Below are 14,074 nucleotides of genomic sequence, written 5' to 3' on the forward strand. Positions count from 1 at the left end.
GCGCGATAGGTACGATACGGTTTCGTAGTAAGTGGTTTCTGCTAATGGGGAAGCACTGCCCTTTGCGCTGACGCGCGGCGCCGGCCAGACTGGATGGCATTGATCGCGCCGACGAGAATCAGGAATAATCCATAAAATATAAAGACTTAATCTGGTAAAGCTCTCGGCTCTAGGAGTCTGTCGAGCGCGGGCTGACGCCTTCGCCTGCAACGGCCTGCGGGCTTGTATTCACTTGCTGTTGTAGGTACAGTACGATACCGTACTATCTGATTCGAGCCGATTCCGTGGCATCGGCCGTCGCCGGCCATCTCTTAATTGACCGCGACAACGAGGAAGTCCGCGATACGGCCGATCGGGACGCCGTCCTCCGGCACGGCCCAGTCCTCAAGGGCGGACCGAAGGACGTCGTCACAGCCGAAGCAAGATTGACCAAAGACGCAGTCTGTCTTGCATCCGTGTCCAATATTCAATCCCGACAATTGCAGGAGAACCAACATGGCAGGCAAACTCGACGGCAAAGTCTCCGTCATCATCGGCGGCGGCCGCAACCTCGGTAAGCAGATCGCGCACACGTTCGCGGCGGAAGGGGCGAAAGTGGTCGTAGTCGGCCGCTCGCCTGCGCCGCTCGAGGCCGTCGTCGCCTCGGTCCAGGCCGCCGGCGGCAGTGCCTCGTACATCGCCGTCGACGCCACCAAGGTTGCCGACATCGAACGCCTTGTCGCCGAGGTCGATGCCCGATATGGCCGCCTCGACATCCTCGTCAACAGTGCAGGCATCTTCGTCAATCCAGTCTTCGCCGAGACCACGGAGGCCGAGTGGAACGACATCATGGACATCAACCTGAAGGCGGTGTTCTTCGCCGTGCAGAAGGCGGCGCCGGTGATGGCCCGCACCGGCGGCAACGTGATCAACTTCTCGTCCGTGATGGGCGTCAAGGCCCGCGTCGGCAGCTCGGTCTACGCAGCTGCGAAGGCTGGCGTCATCAACATGACCCGAGCGCTCGCACTTGAGCTCGGTCCTCAGAAGATCCGCGTCAATGCAATCGCCCCCGGCTTCACGCTCGAACCTGAACAGGCACACGAGATCCCGGCCGCGGTCGTCGCCGAGATGACGGCGGGCCTGCCCGCTGGCCGGCCTGGAACGGCGGCGGAAATTGCCGCCGCCGCGCTGTACCTCGGGTCGCAGGAGGCGTCGTTTACAACCGGCACGACGATCTTTGTCGATGGCGGGGAGACAGCACGATGACCGCGTTTGACTTCGGTTCGCTCGTGCTCGGCGCGGGCTGCTTCGGCGACACTGTCGACCGCGATCAGAGTTTCGCCGTGCTCGACGCCTTCGTCGATGCCGGTGGACGGGCGATCGACACCGCCGACGCCTACTCGGTCTGGGTGCCCGGGCATACCGGCGGCGAGTCGGAGTCGATTCTCGGCGAGTGGCTCGCGTCCCGCGGAACCCGAAACCGGGTGGCGATCGCCACGAAGGTCGGCAACAAACCGGACCGCGCCGGGCTTTCGCGACAGAACATCATGCGTGCCGTTGACGAGTCGCTCGCGCGGCTGCGCACCGATCGTATCGACCTGTACTACGCTCATCGAGACGACCCGCACGTGCCGCAGGAGGAGGTGCTCGGCGCCTTCGATGAGCTGGTGCGGGCAGGGAAGGTGCGCGAAATCGGCGCGTCGAACTTCACGGCGGATCGGCTGCGCAGCGCATCCGCGATTGCCGCGCGGGAGGGGCTCACGCCTTTCACGGTCGCTCAGGATCACTACAACCTCGTCGAGCGCGAACCCGAGTTGGCGCTGCTGCCGATCATCGCCGAGCTGGGGATGGTCGAGGTTCCGTGGGGAGGGCTTGCGCACGGCTTCCTTGCCGGCGCCTACCGGCAAGGTGACGTCGTCCCGCCGCCGTGGACAGGGCTTATTGCGATGTACTTCGCGAACCCGCGGAAAGTCAGGCTGCTTGGCCTGCTGGAGGAGCTTGCTGCGGCACATCGAGTGTCGTCGGCCGCCATCGCCCTCGCCTGGCTTGCAGCGCAACCGACCGTCGCCGCGCCGATCAGCGCCGCACAGACGGTACAGCAGTTGGCCGAGCTGTTGCAGGCCGCTTCCGTCCGGCTCGCGCCCGACGAGCTCGCGCAGTTGTCCGATGCCTGCGCACCAACGGCAGAGTGCCCCGATATTTGACGAATTCCGGTCAATCCTGAAGCGCCAGCGACGCAGATCGCAATAAATCGCGTGCGCGGAGGCCAGTTCGTGCGCGGTGGCGTACTCCGTGCGCAATGCATGATAGGCGCGAAGCCCCTGCTGCACCGGGAAGAGCCGCGAAGTTGCGCCAGCCTGTCCGCATAACGTCAGCGCGCGGACCTAAGCTTCATTCACCGCCGACGAGGCACGGCCTCGGGCGGCCATCCGGGTCGGACAAGCCGACCCAAACTTCTCGTGCAGTGCGACACACTGGCCATGCCATAAAGCTTGAGCCCCTTGAGTTGGACGATGATGGCGTAGGACACGGTAATCCCCTGGCAGGGCAGGAAGCAGGCTCTAATTGGGCGAGACGTCTGCGATGGGGTCTTCGGTCAGTTGCAGCTTCGTGACCGTCGTCATGTGCATTTCCGCTGGCGTCTTCAGGCAGCTCAGTAGATTGGGGCACATGCTCCCCGCTGGGGTACCCGGAATCAAGCGCAGCCTGGGCCGCAAGAAGTACGGAGTTCAGACCATGCTCACGTACCACCGCGAGCAGCAGCGTCATGATGTGGTTGCCGCACGAGTGCTTCAGCAGATGGTGCCGCAGATTCTGAAGCGGCTGCGGCATCGACGCGAACGGTGTGCGGGACGTGGATTGTGCATCAGCCGCATGCGCTCGCTTGCAAAACATCTTTAATCGGCAGGTCTGGCCATTGGGGATGACACAGACGTCACGCCTCATGCCGTTGCGCGGTGCCTCACTCGTCGTGGACTTCGAGCGATTCCCGGCAACGTAGCATGGGTTCATGCCGGATCTGCCGCCGCCGGCCCTTGGCCAGTACGTTCACCGTGATCACCTCTATATCCCTGTTCAAAGGTTGACCGGGGCACTCAATCACGTGGGTCAAATCTTGCTGAAAACGACAGGCCTGGGCGGGGCAATTACGGTGGACGTCAACAAGGACGCAGCCAAACTTCCTTGCGGCAGGAGAACAAGGCTGATCCAAGCCGCCAACTTGCGGAATTTACGGCCTTTATGGAAAACAGGAGGGGCGCCGCGAAGCGAACGAAAAGGGGGCAGGACGCCCCCCGTTTAAGTCTTCTGTGACACAAAAGGAAGTCGCATCAACGCAATCGGCACCGTTAATGCGATACCCCGACCTAGATCACTCCAGAATTTCCGGTTGCAACAATAATCTGGCCGGTGATGTAACTGGCATCGTCCGATGCCAGAAAGGTAATTAGCGGAGTGACATCTTCCGGGCGTCCAACCCTCTGCACGACGCTCGTGGCCGTCATCTTGTCGGCTACCTCCTTGAAAGAAGGTGGCATCTTCGCAATATCCATAGTTAAAGCACCTGGAGCAATCGCATTGACGCAAATTCCGTGCTCTGCCAACTCGCGCGAGTGCGTCTTCGTCATGCCGATAATCGCCGCTTTGGCCCCGCAGTAGTCCGATCCCCCGCTGACCTCTCCGTACATCCCCGCGGTGGAAGTTACATTGATGATCTTGCCTTTGACCTTATTGGTGATCATCCACTTTACTGCCGGTGAAGTGCAAAAAGCGGTGCCCTTCACATGGACGTTAAAAACTTCGTCCCAACGATCTTCATCCAGATCCTCGACTTTGGCAAATGACACAATGCCGGCATTATTGATCACGATATCAATCCTGCCGAATTCATTGACAGCCGTTTGCACAAGTTTTTCGCCCACGGCCCGAGTGCCGACTTTAGCGATTGCCGCTACCGCCTTGCCGCCGGCATCGGTAATTTCCTTTGCTACGTTCTCCGCGCTTTCATTGATATCGTTAACAACAACGCTACATCCTTCCTTTGCCAGCGCGAGGGCATAGGCGCGTCCGAGACCGAGCGGACTGCCTGCGCCGGTCACAATGGCTACTTTTCCTTCCAGCTTTCCCATATCCATCTCCTTCAATTCATTCCACGGTGCTATTTATTTTGCTCCAGGAGGAGCTTGATCAATCAAGAGGAGGCCGCCAACGCCGACATTTTCAAGTTCATCCTCCCTGATCTGAATCATGACCAATTCTTTCGGAACGCCGAGCTCCTCAAAAACGCTCGTAACCTTGGTGACCAATTGCCTCTTTTTCTCGACATCCCATTTGTGGATATTCACCTGAATGACTGGCATATTTAATTTCTCCTTTAGTAAGTTGGCCGTGTCCGAAAACGATGGCCAGAAAATATCGCGTCGATTTTTAAGCGAGGGAAGGGTGCTTGGGAGGTTTCGTGCAACAGATCAGCACCAGGCTTGATGCCAGGGCTACCGTAGCAACAAGAAACGGAGTCATGTAACCACCGGTCGCGTCATACAGGGCCCCGCTAACACCCGCGCCCGAACTCCCCATAAGCATCCAGAATGGCGTGGTAAGACCCAGAATTTTAGGGAAATGAGTACGCCCGTAATATGATGCAAAAAGAGTCATGATGCTTGTAGTAAACGCGCCGATACCAAGCCCCAGGACGACGTTATAAATGAAAACCATGGGTACGGTTTGGGCTATCAGCATCAGGCACATGCCAGCGCTCAGAACGGCCATGCAGATAATCATCAATGTCCGCATGTTAAACCTGAACCCCAAAAACCCGATTGCCAGAGCGCCTACAAGACCAACTCCGGATTGAAGGCCGGCTGCCGAGGCAGCGACCATTCCCGTTATGCCCAGTGACTGCAAAAATGATATTTGATAAGTCATGATCATGGTGATCGTATACTGCACTGCCCCATAAACTATTATCAACATCCACAGTGCCCAGGTCTTTACGGCCTGCTCCAGAGTGAAGTCCGCGGGGGTGTTATACAATGCATGTAGAGTTCTTTCGCCACTTTTCACCGCTGTTTTTGAAACTCGTGCACCATCCGGGATGTGACCAATTTCTTCCGGCTTGTTTCGAATCAGGATTCCCGGGACCACCGCTGTAAATACCATCACCACTGCACCTAATACCAGAAAGGCGTTTCGCCATCCCAAGCCGCTCACAAGTGCTGTTGTGAACGGAATCATCACGAAACCACCGATGCTTATCGAGGAGTTGATAATGCTCATGGCAAGAGATCTTTTCCTGACAAACCAATTGCTTGCCAGGGTCATTGCCGGCACCATGCCGCCAATGCCGCAGCCGGCCCCCATAAGGGATAGGCCAGCATACAAATGCCATGGCCGGCTCTGAAAAGAAAGGACGAGCAACCCCACGGCAAGCAGGATGTGACCTGAAATTATGGCCATCCTCGAGCCATATCTGGCGGTAATCGCGCCGGCAAGAGGCGAGGTAAGTCCAAGTAATAACATGGATACCGACACTGCTCCGCCAACCGTGCTGCTGCTCCAGCCGAATTCCTTGCATAAAATGGGCAGAAAAATCTGAAAAGAAAATTCCACTCCCATGGAAATCAGCAAGACCAAACCTGCCATAGACACGTTGATCCAGCCATAAAACCGTCCCGCGTCCGAACCCGACGCAGCCGCGACTGATTCAGTACGACAGGCTTCCCCGCACCTGACCAAAGGAATAGCAGTTGCTTCGTGCGCATTCTCGTAATTCGGTTGATTACCCATTTAGGACATCTCCTTTCCTTACTCGACCATGCCTGGCGCGCATGGTCGCGCCCTGCGTTGACGGGTTGGCCATGCCCGTCGATGTCGAGGGGCCATCCGTAGTAACGCAGTTTGATGTGTACGATACGGTTCCGTACATAATGGTTACCACTAGTGGGGTAAGTCCCAACCTTGCCTGGCCGCTCGGAGTGTCGGTCAGCGCCTTTTACGCATGGCGCAAGCGCGTGCCTTCGCAGCGGGTGCGGCGGGAGCCTCGGCTGGAGCCGAAGTGCTCGCCGCACATAAGCGAACGCGTGGGAGCTTTGGTTCAGATCGCCCGCAAAAGCATCGTCATGAGCGCGGCGTACGAATGGGTATGTACCGTATAGAGCGGCTGCGCAGGAAACTTGGGCTGCGCTGCAAGCGGAGGCACAGGTTCAAGGCGACGAACAATTCACTGCGATCTGCGCGATCTGGTCACGCTCCATGGGCTGGAACTGGCGGCCGCCGCCCGTCAGCGTCACGCGCTCGTCATCCGGTGGAACAGCACGACGCCGAGTGCCTGCGCGAGCTTCTGGATGCGCCGAGACAGTCCGGGCTGCGTCAGGTGCAGCTTGTCCGCGGCACGGTGAAACGTGCCGAGCTCAGCAACGGCGGGGCGCACGGGGCCCACCGTAGTGAGTGTCGGCGTTGCGCTGCATCCCGATCACGCGTCGGACGCGAGCCATCCGTGCCTGTCCTGCCTCCAACAGCCGAAAGCGCGTTTCGTATTGCGGAATCCACTTCGAATTCCCGCGGCATCCTTTTTTCGCCGCTTGAAAACTTGTTTTGCATCGCAAAAATCGCTGCGTAACCCGTTGAAAAGCAAGAGAAAATTATGTCTTATGTCTTATATAAGACATAACCAAAGTGCATCGGGCCGGCGTTACTATTTGGTCATGCAGTTCGCTTCGACAGACGGAGCGGCACGCTCAACCATTTGCTCAAACGCGCTTTGCTCTTAGGAGATAGACATGGCCCAGTATCAAGACGACATCAAGGCAGTTGCCGGTTTGAAAGAAACCCACGGCAGCGCATGGAATGCGATCAACCCCGAGTATGCCGCCCGCATGCGTGCCCAGAACAAGTTCAAGACGGGTCTGGACATCGCCAGGTACACCGCCAAGATCATGCGTGCCGACATGGCCGCCTATGATGCCGACCCGTCCAAGTACACGCAGTCGCTGGGCTGCTGGCACGGCTTCATCGGCCAGCAGAAGATGATCTCCATCAAGAAGCACTTCAACAGCACCGAACGCCGCTACCTGTACCTGTCCGGCTGGATGGTGGCTGCGCTGCGCTCCGAGTTCGGCCCGCTGCCGGACCAGTCGATGCACGAAAAGACCTCCGTCAGCGCGCTGATCCGCGAGCTGTACACCTTCCTGCGCCAGGCCGACGCCCGTGAACTGGGCGGCCTGTTCCGCGAGCTGGACGCTGCCGAAGGCGCTGCCAAGGCCGCCATCCAGCAGAAAATCGACAACCACGTCACCCACGTCGTGCCCATCATCGCGGACATCGACGCGGGTTTCGGCAACGCCGAAGCAACGTACCTGCTGGCCAAGCAGTTCATCGAAGCGGGCGCATGCTGCATCCAGATCGAAAACCAGGTGTCCGACGAAAAGCAATGCGGCCACCAGGATGGCAAGGTCACCGTGCCGCACGAGGACTTCCTGGCCAAGATCCGCGCCATCCGCTACGCGTTCCTGGAACTGGGCGTGGACGACGGCATCATCGTGGCCCGTACCGACTCGCTGGGCGCCGGCCTGACCAAGCAGATCGCCGTGACCAACACGCCGGGCGACCTGGGCGACCAATACAACGCCTTCCTCGATTGCGAAGAGCTGTCGGCCGACCAACTGGGCAATGGTGACGTCATCATCAAGCGCGACGGCAAGCTGCTGCGTCCCAAGCGCCTGCCCAGCAACCTGTTCCAGTTCCGCGCCGGCACGGGCGAAGCGCGCTGCGTGCTGGATTGCATCACGTCGCTGCAAAACGGCGCCGACCTGCTGTGGATCGAAACCGAAAAACCGCATATCGCGCAGATCGGCGGCATGGTCAGCGAGATTCGCAAGGTCATCCCGAACGCCAAGCTGGTGTACAACAACAGCCCGTCGTTCAACTGGACGCTGAATTTCCGCCAGCAGGCGTATGACGCGATGAAGGCCGCGGGCAAGGATGTGTCGGCATACGACCGCGCGCAGTTGATGAGCGTGGAATACGATCAGAGTGAACTGGCAGCGCTCGCCGACGAAAAGATCCGCACGTTCCAGGCCGACGCGTCGCGCGAAGCAGGTATCTTCCACCACCTGATCACGCTGCCGACGTACCACACCGCGGCGCTGTCGACCGACAGCCTGGCCAAGGAATACTTCGGCGACCAGGGCATGCTGGGTTATGTGGCTGGCGTGCAGCGCAAGGAAATCCGTCAGGGCATCGCCTGCGTCAAGCACCAGAACATGTCCGGCTCGGACATCGGCGACGACCACAAGGAGTATTTCAGCGGCGAAGCGGCCCTGAAGGCGGCGGGTAAAGACAACACCATGAACCAGTTCTGATACCGGTCATACCCGAAGCAAAACGCCAACCGATACAGGTTGGCGTTAATGAGATGATCAGCCCGATCCCTGCTTGGCGGACTACGCTGAGCAGGGATTTTTCTATTGGGAGCCAGCGCGCGCGACTGTCGACCCACATCGAGCTTCCGAGTCCGGCCGTCAACAGCCGCTCGGCTAGCGATGAGGTCGGACATTCGAAGGTCCGCTTCGCCCAGTCAAGAACCCGCGAGCAGGCTACATGGCCGGCGGCCAGCGCAGTGTAGCCATCGGGGGCGTGAAGCCGACCACGAGCGTATCGAACCGAACTTGGCTAAGCGCCATGGACGCCGGTGCGCCTGTCTCATGGGCCCATACGAATCGCCCCGCGTTCAGCCTTCTTACAGCGCACCACACGCCGAATCCACCGCGCACGGGCATCTTGATGCGCGTGCACGGGGTCAAGCGATACGTTCCTACGATGTGATTCCCGCCAGAGTAAGCATAACCAAGAAGACGCCGAGCGGAGCAAGGTGTGAAAGCTCACGGTGACGCAAGACGGTCAAAACCGCTGCGGAGATGATGACGGCACCAAGGATCAGGCCCAACCCACGGGTGACGGGAAGTGCGATCAAGACGGCATTGATCATCTCCAGCGTACCGGTGGCACGATGCCACCAGCGGGGATACCCCCACCGGACAAAGCTGTCCTGCGTGGCGGGCGTGCCAATCGCGTTGAACAGCCCCGCACCGAAAAAAGCGACAACGAGAAGCCAGATAGAAACCGTATGTAGCATTTAAGCGACTCTCAAGATTTTGGCGAGCGCGCGGGCTCGCGCACTGCGATGGAAACGTAGGAAAGCTGCATGACGCATCATTCATTACAAGCGAGCCCACGGCCCTTGGGCCTGGCAGCCAAGGGGCGGGCGGTTGAAGAGGCACCGCGTGCTTAGGCGGCCGCCGAGACGTAGGAACGCAACTCCTCGACGATCGAGCGTCGCGACGGACGCCAATCGAGTTCGCGTTTTGCCTTTTCCCCGGAGACGACCTGATCGCAGGTGATCGCGTCGGCGAATGCCCAGAGCGACTGGCGCGCCTCGTCGAGCGGCCATGCCTCTACGCGGCCCTTAGCACCGGCGGCCTCGCTCGCCGCACGCGCGATTTCGATAAGTGGTGTCGCCGTTCCGTGAACACCGTTGAAGACCGAGCCAACCGGCGCCCGTTCAAGCGTGAGCGCGTAGAGGTCGGCGAGGTCGTCAGCGTGCACCGTCGACCAGCGGTTTCGCCCGTCACCGACGTAGCGCGCCACGCCGTATTTCTTGGCCGCGCCGTACATCATCATTGCGGCGCCGCCCCGGTTGCCGTAAACCCAGGCCGGCCGGATGACGCTCGGGTGAACACCCGCGGTCGCAGCCGCAAGGATCTCGTCCTCGAGCTCTTGGCGCCAGCGCACGAGCTCGACTGGATTCAGCGGGCTGTCTTCAGTGGCGGGTGTGTCGCCGGTCGATCCGTAGATCAGACAACCGCTTGTATAGATAAAACGCTTGCCCGTGCCGCGCAGCGCTTCGATGATCGAGCGCGTCGCCGCTTTGTCATAAGTTGCCGTATTCTGGTCGCTCGGCGAGGCGGCATGTATAACCGCGTCAACGGCACGAGCGGCAGAAGCGACGCTCGCCGAGTCGGCAAGGTCGCCTTGCTTCACCGCAAAGCCCTCGCCGGTTAGCTTGCTCGCACTCATTTCCGAACGGGCGAGTCCCACGACCTCATGGCCGCCCGCCATCAAGCGACGCGCTACAGCCCCCCCGATCAACCCCGTTGCTCCCGTCACCAATACACGCATGTCCGTTACCTCTTCCAGTGTCGATGTGGGCAATGGTAGTGGGCTGCTTTTTCAAATGGAAATCGCAAGTTCTGATGTACCGATATCGCTTGCGTCGATGACGTCAAGCCGAGGCGGCGACCTCGGCGATGACGTTTTTCAGCCAACAAGTGGCCGCGTGAGCGTCCGCACGACGATGCCACATCATCGCAAGTGTCCAGCTGGGCAGTTCGATTGGCGGTTGATGGACGGAGATGCCGACCCCAGTCGCTGCGAACCGCCGAGCGACACGGGAGGCGAGCGTCGCGACGAGATCGGTCTCGGCGATCACGAAGGGTGCGACCAGAAATTGCGGCAAGCTCAGTACCACGCGCCGTCCGAGCCCCAGCTTGGCGAGTTCGTGATCGACCAGACTTGAGCGGTCGCCCTCGGGTGATATCAGGAGATGAGGCGCAGTCGTGAAGGCGTCGAGGCTCGCACCGTGCGCAAACGCGGGGTGCTCAGGGCGCGCTACGCATGCAAAGTCCTCCTGGAGCAGCGGGCGCTTGAGGATGCGTGCCGAAGCCTCGACCGGGAAACCGATCGCGAGGCTTACTTCGCCGCTGTCGAGGAGTTCGAGCGCTTCATCCCGACCGAACGTTCCGTGCACGTGCACGTCGACGTGAGGCGCCTCGATGCTAAGGCGTGCCAGCAGCGGCGGCAGTAGAACGAAAGCGGCATAGTCGTTCATCGCTATCGTGAACGCGTCACCAGCCGTCGCAGGATCGAAACCATCGGCCCGTAATGCACCCCGTACAAGTCGGAGTGCGTTGGATATAGGGCCAGCAAGATCGTGAGCCCGTGGGGTCGGCTGCATCCCCGACGGCGTTCGCAAGAACAGCTCATCCTCGAACAGCTCACGCAACCTGGTGAGGGCGCCGCTCATCGCCGACTGGCTAAGACCGATACGCATCCCGGCGCGCGTAACGTGACGCTCCGCATAAAGCGCGTCGAACGCCTTCAGGAGATTGAGATCGAAGCCACCGATATCCATGTCAACGAGAATACCTCACTATGATCATCGAAGGCGGCGATCTTCGGGAGAGTGGTAGCCCCTCAACCTATGCAGATCGCGTGCCTATCCCCAGCGGCTAACGTTCACTCAATCCGAAAACATTGGTCGATCAACGATGGTCAAATAGGCGATGTCCAACTGATGATGATCGCGTGTGCGTCGTGAGCGCCGATGGATGCGCCGCACGCTGTGATCCCCGTCGAAGCACCGTTCTCATCGAAACGCCAACAAAGGAGGAATCCGAACCATTAAAACACCGCAGTAAACGAGCGCGGGCCGCAAGTGCTACCAACACTCACGACCCGCTAACCACAGCCAACTTGCAAGGAGTTGTCCATGGCTAAGGCAAATGATAAATAACGCTCACCGATCACGGAACGTTACGTGACGATTCAGGAATCCTGGGGCTTTCCGAAGGACATGGGAAAGAGGCCCAAGAGTTTTTACCCGTGGCTCAGGATTGGCGGAATGTGGCTCATCCACGACGCGGGTTTTGTCCCGGGACGAACGGCGCGGATAACGATCGAGCCGGCCAGGCTGATCGTCACGGCGATGTGAAATGCCGCGCCATACCGCGCGCCATGCGGTCGTGCTGCGCGAAGCCGCGTGGCACGCCGGATAGGGCAGCCGCTGTCGCGCGTCGTCGCTCACCGCCACGTGACATTCCACGACGACCGCGACGTGCCCGCACCACCGGTCGCCGTGCAATGCGTGCCCGCGCCGTCGTCGTAGAACGCGCGCGTTTCCGACTGCGGCACGAAGCCGGATTCAACCCGTCATCAGACAATCTTTCTCCGCAAGGTGCGGGGATGCGCCAGGCTGGGATGCACGCGAGGCGGCGTCGCCGTGGCGCTACTTCATCACACGTTCAAGGACTTCGCCCAGTTCGGCATCTTCGAGTACCGGCGCGATATCGAGCGACATCAGGTCGCTCCACATGTATGCGAACTCCGTCAGCTTTTTCGCGTCATCCGTCTCGAGCAGGTCGAAGCCGCCGCTCAGGTCCGCGCGTGTCCATCGGCCCAGCAGCGTGACGCCCGCAGGCGGGAGCCCGCCGGTGCGCCTGAACCGATCGATGGCGTCCGCCCTGGATTGCGTATCAGGGGCCCAAGTGAAAGTCAGCAGGAATTTCATGGCTTCCCTCCTTCGTATCCGCTGAACAATCGACGCCCGGAGAACGTCCGGGCGTGACCGACGGATGCATGGCGCCGTCGGTCCTTGTCGATGGATGGAGCGGGCTGGTTCAATCCATTTTAGGTAACGGGAAGCATCCGGCTCCGTGCCATTCGCCCGGCCGGATCAGCCGGGCGCGAAGGCGGCACGATTGCTCGCCGCGCCCATCACCACTTGATGTCACACGCCGACCGTGACGTCCCCGCGCCCGCCGTCGCCGTGCAACGCGAGCCCGCGCCGTTGTTGTAGAACATGCGCGTGTGGGGTTGCGGCGCCGATGGATCGAACGGATTCGGCGCGCCGGCCACGCCGCGTGACGGATCGAACCAGCGTGTCCGCGTATCCGCGCCCGGTGGCGGCGGCGGCGGCGGCGTGCCGCGTGTCGCGGACGGCGAGCCGTTCGCGCGCAGGTACGCATCCCAGTCGAGGCGGCGCCGTTCGTATACAGGTACCGCGCGGCCGAAACTGTCGCTGCCGCCCGCGCCGAGCGCGACGCGGTTCGCGGGCCACCATGAAGTGCGTTCGCCTGCGGCCGACGGATGCTGCGTGAGGCGATCGCCCGACACGCGAAGTTCCCGCGCGTCCGGGGTGTCGAACGGATTGGGCTTCACTTGCGCGGCGAAGCGGCGCGGGCGCGTGTCGCGCCCGCTTCGCACGTTTTTCGCGGCACGGCGTTCCGCGCGGAACAGGTTCGTGCCTGTGATCGGGGCGGTGAGCGCGTCGTCGCTCCACGCACTCGGCGTCGACAGGGAGAGGGCGCAGGCGAGCGCGGCGGCGGGGGTGAAACGAAGGGTGTGGTTCATCGACGATTCAAGGCAAGCGATATCCAGTGAAGGAAAGCAGATCACTGGCTGGCGGCTGCGCGGCGGGTGGCGCCGCAGGCGGTGCGGCGCATGACGGCGCCGACGCGAATCGCGATGAAAGCTGGCTGGATTGCTGAGCAGAATTCGTATTATTTCATAAATATAACTACAACCTTTCGTTGCTGGTGATTCGGTCGGCAAATCGAATGCTTGTCCGGCTCCGCACGATGCACGGTCGTGGTGCCTGGTCCTTGACCCGTTCACACGCTGTCCGCGATCGATGCGGCCCTTTAAATCGCGTGGCAGCGGCGGCCAGCAGGCGTGACCCATGAATGCATTGTCAGGCAAGGCGCTGCACCAGAACCTGAACGATCATCGCAACCAGATTGCACTCCCAGCAAACGTTCCCTTTTAAATCAGGTTGCACTGCAGTCGCCACCACCCCGCTCAACAGTCCTACGTGTTTTCCCTTGGTTGGCCGGCATTTTCGACAGACGAATGAAAAACCCTCATATAATTTCGACTGCCTTGCCAACGGCTGTCGGACCATCCATCCGGCGAGCGGTTTGGCAAGCGGGGCAGGCGAAACGCTTGCGCAATGCAAGACGCATCACGATGTCTTTCCGAACCAAACATCCCCTTCGGGGATGGTAAGAGCCGGGCCCCGCACAAGTCACATTCCGCACAAGGTCCGTCTCCGCGTCTCGGGCGTGTCCCATGTCCTCGCCCCGGGTGCTGTTCGATTGCGCAAGTCATGCCGCCTTTGCCCGTATGACTAAACAACATCGAGGAGCTCCAGATGACGCTGTCCCGTCTTACGTCCATTTCCGTCGCCGCCGTGCTGTTCGCCGCCGGCGCCGCCACCGCGCAAGCGGAAACCGTGAAGATCGCCATCGCTGGACCGATGAGCGGT

The 14,074-nt window shown here is 60.5% G+C and carries 13 protein-coding genes and 3 pseudogenes; 7 read left to right on the forward strand and 9 right to left on the reverse strand.

The annotated features are described in order from the left end of the window. Nucleotides 1-495: 495 nt before the first annotated feature. From ACV229_RS25540 to ACV229_RS25550, 3 genes are all read left to right on the forward strand, one after another. Nucleotides 496-1,245 (forward strand): SDR family NAD(P)-dependent oxidoreductase, encoded by a 750-nt coding sequence (locus ACV229_RS25540; RefSeq protein ID WP_448085890.1) that lies wholly within the window; start codon nucleotides 496-498, stop codon nucleotides 1,243-1,245. Further along, complete coding sequence (locus ACV229_RS25545; RefSeq protein ID WP_448085891.1) at nucleotides 1,242-2,183, forward strand: aldo/keto reductase; 942 nt, start codon at nucleotides 1,242-1,244, stop codon at nucleotides 2,181-2,183. The genes ACV229_RS25540 and ACV229_RS25545 overlap by 4 nt, the downstream gene beginning before the upstream one ends. Nucleotides 2,184-2,715: 532 nt before the next feature. Next, nucleotides 2,716-2,880, forward strand: coding sequence for a hypothetical protein (locus ACV229_RS25550; RefSeq protein ID WP_448085892.1), 165 nt, complete (start codon nucleotides 2,716-2,718; stop codon nucleotides 2,878-2,880). 464 nt (nucleotides 2,881-3,344) lie between these two features. Here the strand turns inward: ACV229_RS25550 and ACV229_RS25555 are convergent, their stop codons facing one another. From ACV229_RS25555 to ACV229_RS25565, 3 genes are all read right to left on the reverse strand, one after another. Next, nucleotides 3,345-4,106 (reverse strand): SDR family NAD(P)-dependent oxidoreductase, encoded by a 762-nt coding sequence (locus tag ACV229_RS25555; RefSeq protein WP_448085893.1) that lies wholly within the window; start codon nucleotides 4,104-4,106, stop codon nucleotides 3,345-3,347. A 33-nt stretch (nucleotides 4,107-4,139) separates the two neighbouring features. After that, nucleotides 4,140-4,337, reverse strand: coding sequence for a tautomerase family protein (locus tag ACV229_RS25560; RefSeq protein ID WP_448085894.1), 198 nt, complete (start codon nucleotides 4,335-4,337; stop codon nucleotides 4,140-4,142). A 67-nt stretch (nucleotides 4,338-4,404) separates the two neighbouring features. Continuing rightward, nucleotides 4,405-5,763, reverse strand: coding sequence for an MFS transporter (locus tag ACV229_RS25565; protein ID WP_448085895.1), 1,359 nt, complete (start codon nucleotides 5,761-5,763; stop codon nucleotides 4,405-4,407). A 179-nt stretch (nucleotides 5,764-5,942) separates the two neighbouring features. On the opposite strand from ACV229_RS25565, the pseudogene ACV229_RS25570 reads away from it, so the two are divergent. Next, nucleotides 5,943-6,199, forward strand: a pseudogene (locus ACV229_RS25570) (IS3 family transposase); the annotation flags it as partial. Here the strand turns inward: ACV229_RS25570 and ACV229_RS25575 are convergent. Next, nucleotides 6,186-6,415, reverse strand: a pseudogene (locus ACV229_RS25575) (LysR family transcriptional regulator); the annotation flags it as partial. The pseudogenes ACV229_RS25570 and ACV229_RS25575 sit on opposite strands and share 14 nt — an antisense overlap. Nucleotides 6,416-6,755: 340 nt before the next feature. Between ACV229_RS25575 and ACV229_RS25580 the strand changes: the two are divergent. Next, entirely contained in the window at nucleotides 6,756-8,336 is a 1,581-nt protein-coding gene (locus ACV229_RS25580) for an isocitrate lyase (protein WP_448085896.1), read from the forward strand. A 452-nt stretch (nucleotides 8,337-8,788) separates the two neighbouring features. On the opposite strand, the gene ACV229_RS25585 is transcribed toward ACV229_RS25580, so the two are convergent. From ACV229_RS25585 to ACV229_RS25595, 3 genes are all read right to left on the reverse strand, one after another. Next, nucleotides 8,789-9,109 carry a DoxX family protein gene (locus ACV229_RS25585; RefSeq protein ID WP_448085897.1) on the reverse strand — a complete coding sequence of 107 codons (321 nt, stop codon included), beginning with the start codon at nucleotides 9,107-9,109 and terminating at the stop codon, nucleotides 8,789-8,791. A 152-nt stretch (nucleotides 9,110-9,261) separates the two neighbouring features. Further along, the gene (locus ACV229_RS25590) at nucleotides 9,262-10,152 is read right to left on the reverse strand and encodes an NAD-dependent epimerase/dehydratase family protein (RefSeq protein ID WP_448085898.1); all 891 of its coding nucleotides are present in this window, start codon (nucleotides 10,150-10,152) and stop codon (nucleotides 9,262-9,264) included. Nucleotides 10,153-10,255: 103 nt separating this feature from the next. Beyond that, nucleotides 10,256-11,164, reverse strand: coding sequence for a LysR family transcriptional regulator (locus tag ACV229_RS25595; RefSeq protein WP_448085899.1), 909 nt, complete (start codon nucleotides 11,162-11,164; stop codon nucleotides 10,256-10,258). Nucleotides 11,165-11,569: 405 nt separating this feature from the next. On the opposite strand from ACV229_RS25595, the gene ACV229_RS25600 reads away from it, so the two are divergent. After that, nucleotides 11,570-11,743 (forward strand): hypothetical protein, encoded by a 174-nt coding sequence (locus ACV229_RS25600; RefSeq protein WP_448085900.1) that lies wholly within the window; start codon nucleotides 11,570-11,572, stop codon nucleotides 11,741-11,743. 294 nt (nucleotides 11,744-12,037) lie between these two features. On the opposite strand, the gene ACV229_RS25605 is transcribed toward ACV229_RS25600, so the two are convergent. Then, nucleotides 12,038-12,319, reverse strand: a complete 282-nt coding sequence (locus tag ACV229_RS25605) for a DUF3303 domain-containing protein (protein WP_448085901.1) — start codon at nucleotides 12,317-12,319, stop codon at nucleotides 12,038-12,040. Nucleotides 12,320-12,525: 206 nt separating this feature from the next. Next, nucleotides 12,526-13,362 carry a hypothetical protein gene (locus tag ACV229_RS25610; RefSeq protein WP_448085902.1) on the reverse strand — a complete coding sequence of 279 codons (837 nt, stop codon included), beginning with the start codon at nucleotides 13,360-13,362 and terminating at the stop codon, nucleotides 12,526-12,528. Between the two features lie 598 nt (nucleotides 13,363-13,960). On the opposite strand from ACV229_RS25610, the pseudogene ACV229_RS25615 reads away from it, so the two are divergent. Beyond that, a pseudogene (locus ACV229_RS25615) lies at nucleotides 13,961-14,074 on the forward strand (leucine ABC transporter subunit substrate-binding protein LivK); the annotation flags it as partial.

This window comes from Burkholderia sp. MR1-5-21 (assembly GCF_053427715.1).

Bases quoted from the DNA above. Each gene is read 5' to 3' on its own strand.
- ACV229_RS25540 (WP_448085890.1), top strand. From the start codon at position 496: ATGGCAGGCAAACTCGACGGCAAAGTCTCCGTCATCATCGGCGGCGGC.
- ACV229_RS25545 (WP_448085891.1), top strand. From the start codon at position 1,242: ATGACCGCGTTTGACTTCGGTTCGCTCGTGCTCGGCGCGGGCTGCTTC.
- ACV229_RS25550 (WP_448085892.1), top strand. From the start codon at position 2,716: ATGCTCACGTACCACCGCGAGCAGCAGCGTCATGATGTGGTTGCCGCA.
- ACV229_RS25555 (WP_448085893.1), bottom strand. From the start codon at position 4,106: ATGGGAAAGCTGGAAGGAAAAGTAGCCATTGTGACCGGCGCAGGCAGT.
- ACV229_RS25560 (WP_448085894.1), bottom strand. From the start codon at position 4,337: ATGCCAGTCATTCAGGTGAATATCCACAAATGGGATGTCGAGAAAAAG.
- ACV229_RS25565 (WP_448085895.1), bottom strand. From the start codon at position 5,763: ATGGGTAATCAACCGAATTACGAGAATGCGCACGAAGCAACTGCTATT.
- ACV229_RS25580 (WP_448085896.1), top strand. From the start codon at position 6,756: ATGGCCCAGTATCAAGACGACATCAAGGCAGTTGCCGGTTTGAAAGAA.
- ACV229_RS25585 (WP_448085897.1), bottom strand. From the start codon at position 9,109: ATGCTACATACGGTTTCTATCTGGCTTCTCGTTGTCGCTTTTTTCGGT.
- ACV229_RS25590 (WP_448085898.1), bottom strand. From the start codon at position 10,152: ATGCGTGTATTGGTGACGGGAGCAACGGGGTTGATCGGGGGGGCTGTA.
- ACV229_RS25595 (WP_448085899.1), bottom strand. From the start codon at position 11,164: ATGGATATCGGTGGCTTCGATCTCAATCTCCTGAAGGCGTTCGACGCG.
- ACV229_RS25605 (WP_448085901.1), bottom strand. From the start codon at position 12,319: ATGAAATTCCTGCTGACTTTCACTTGGGCCCCTGATACGCAATCCAGG.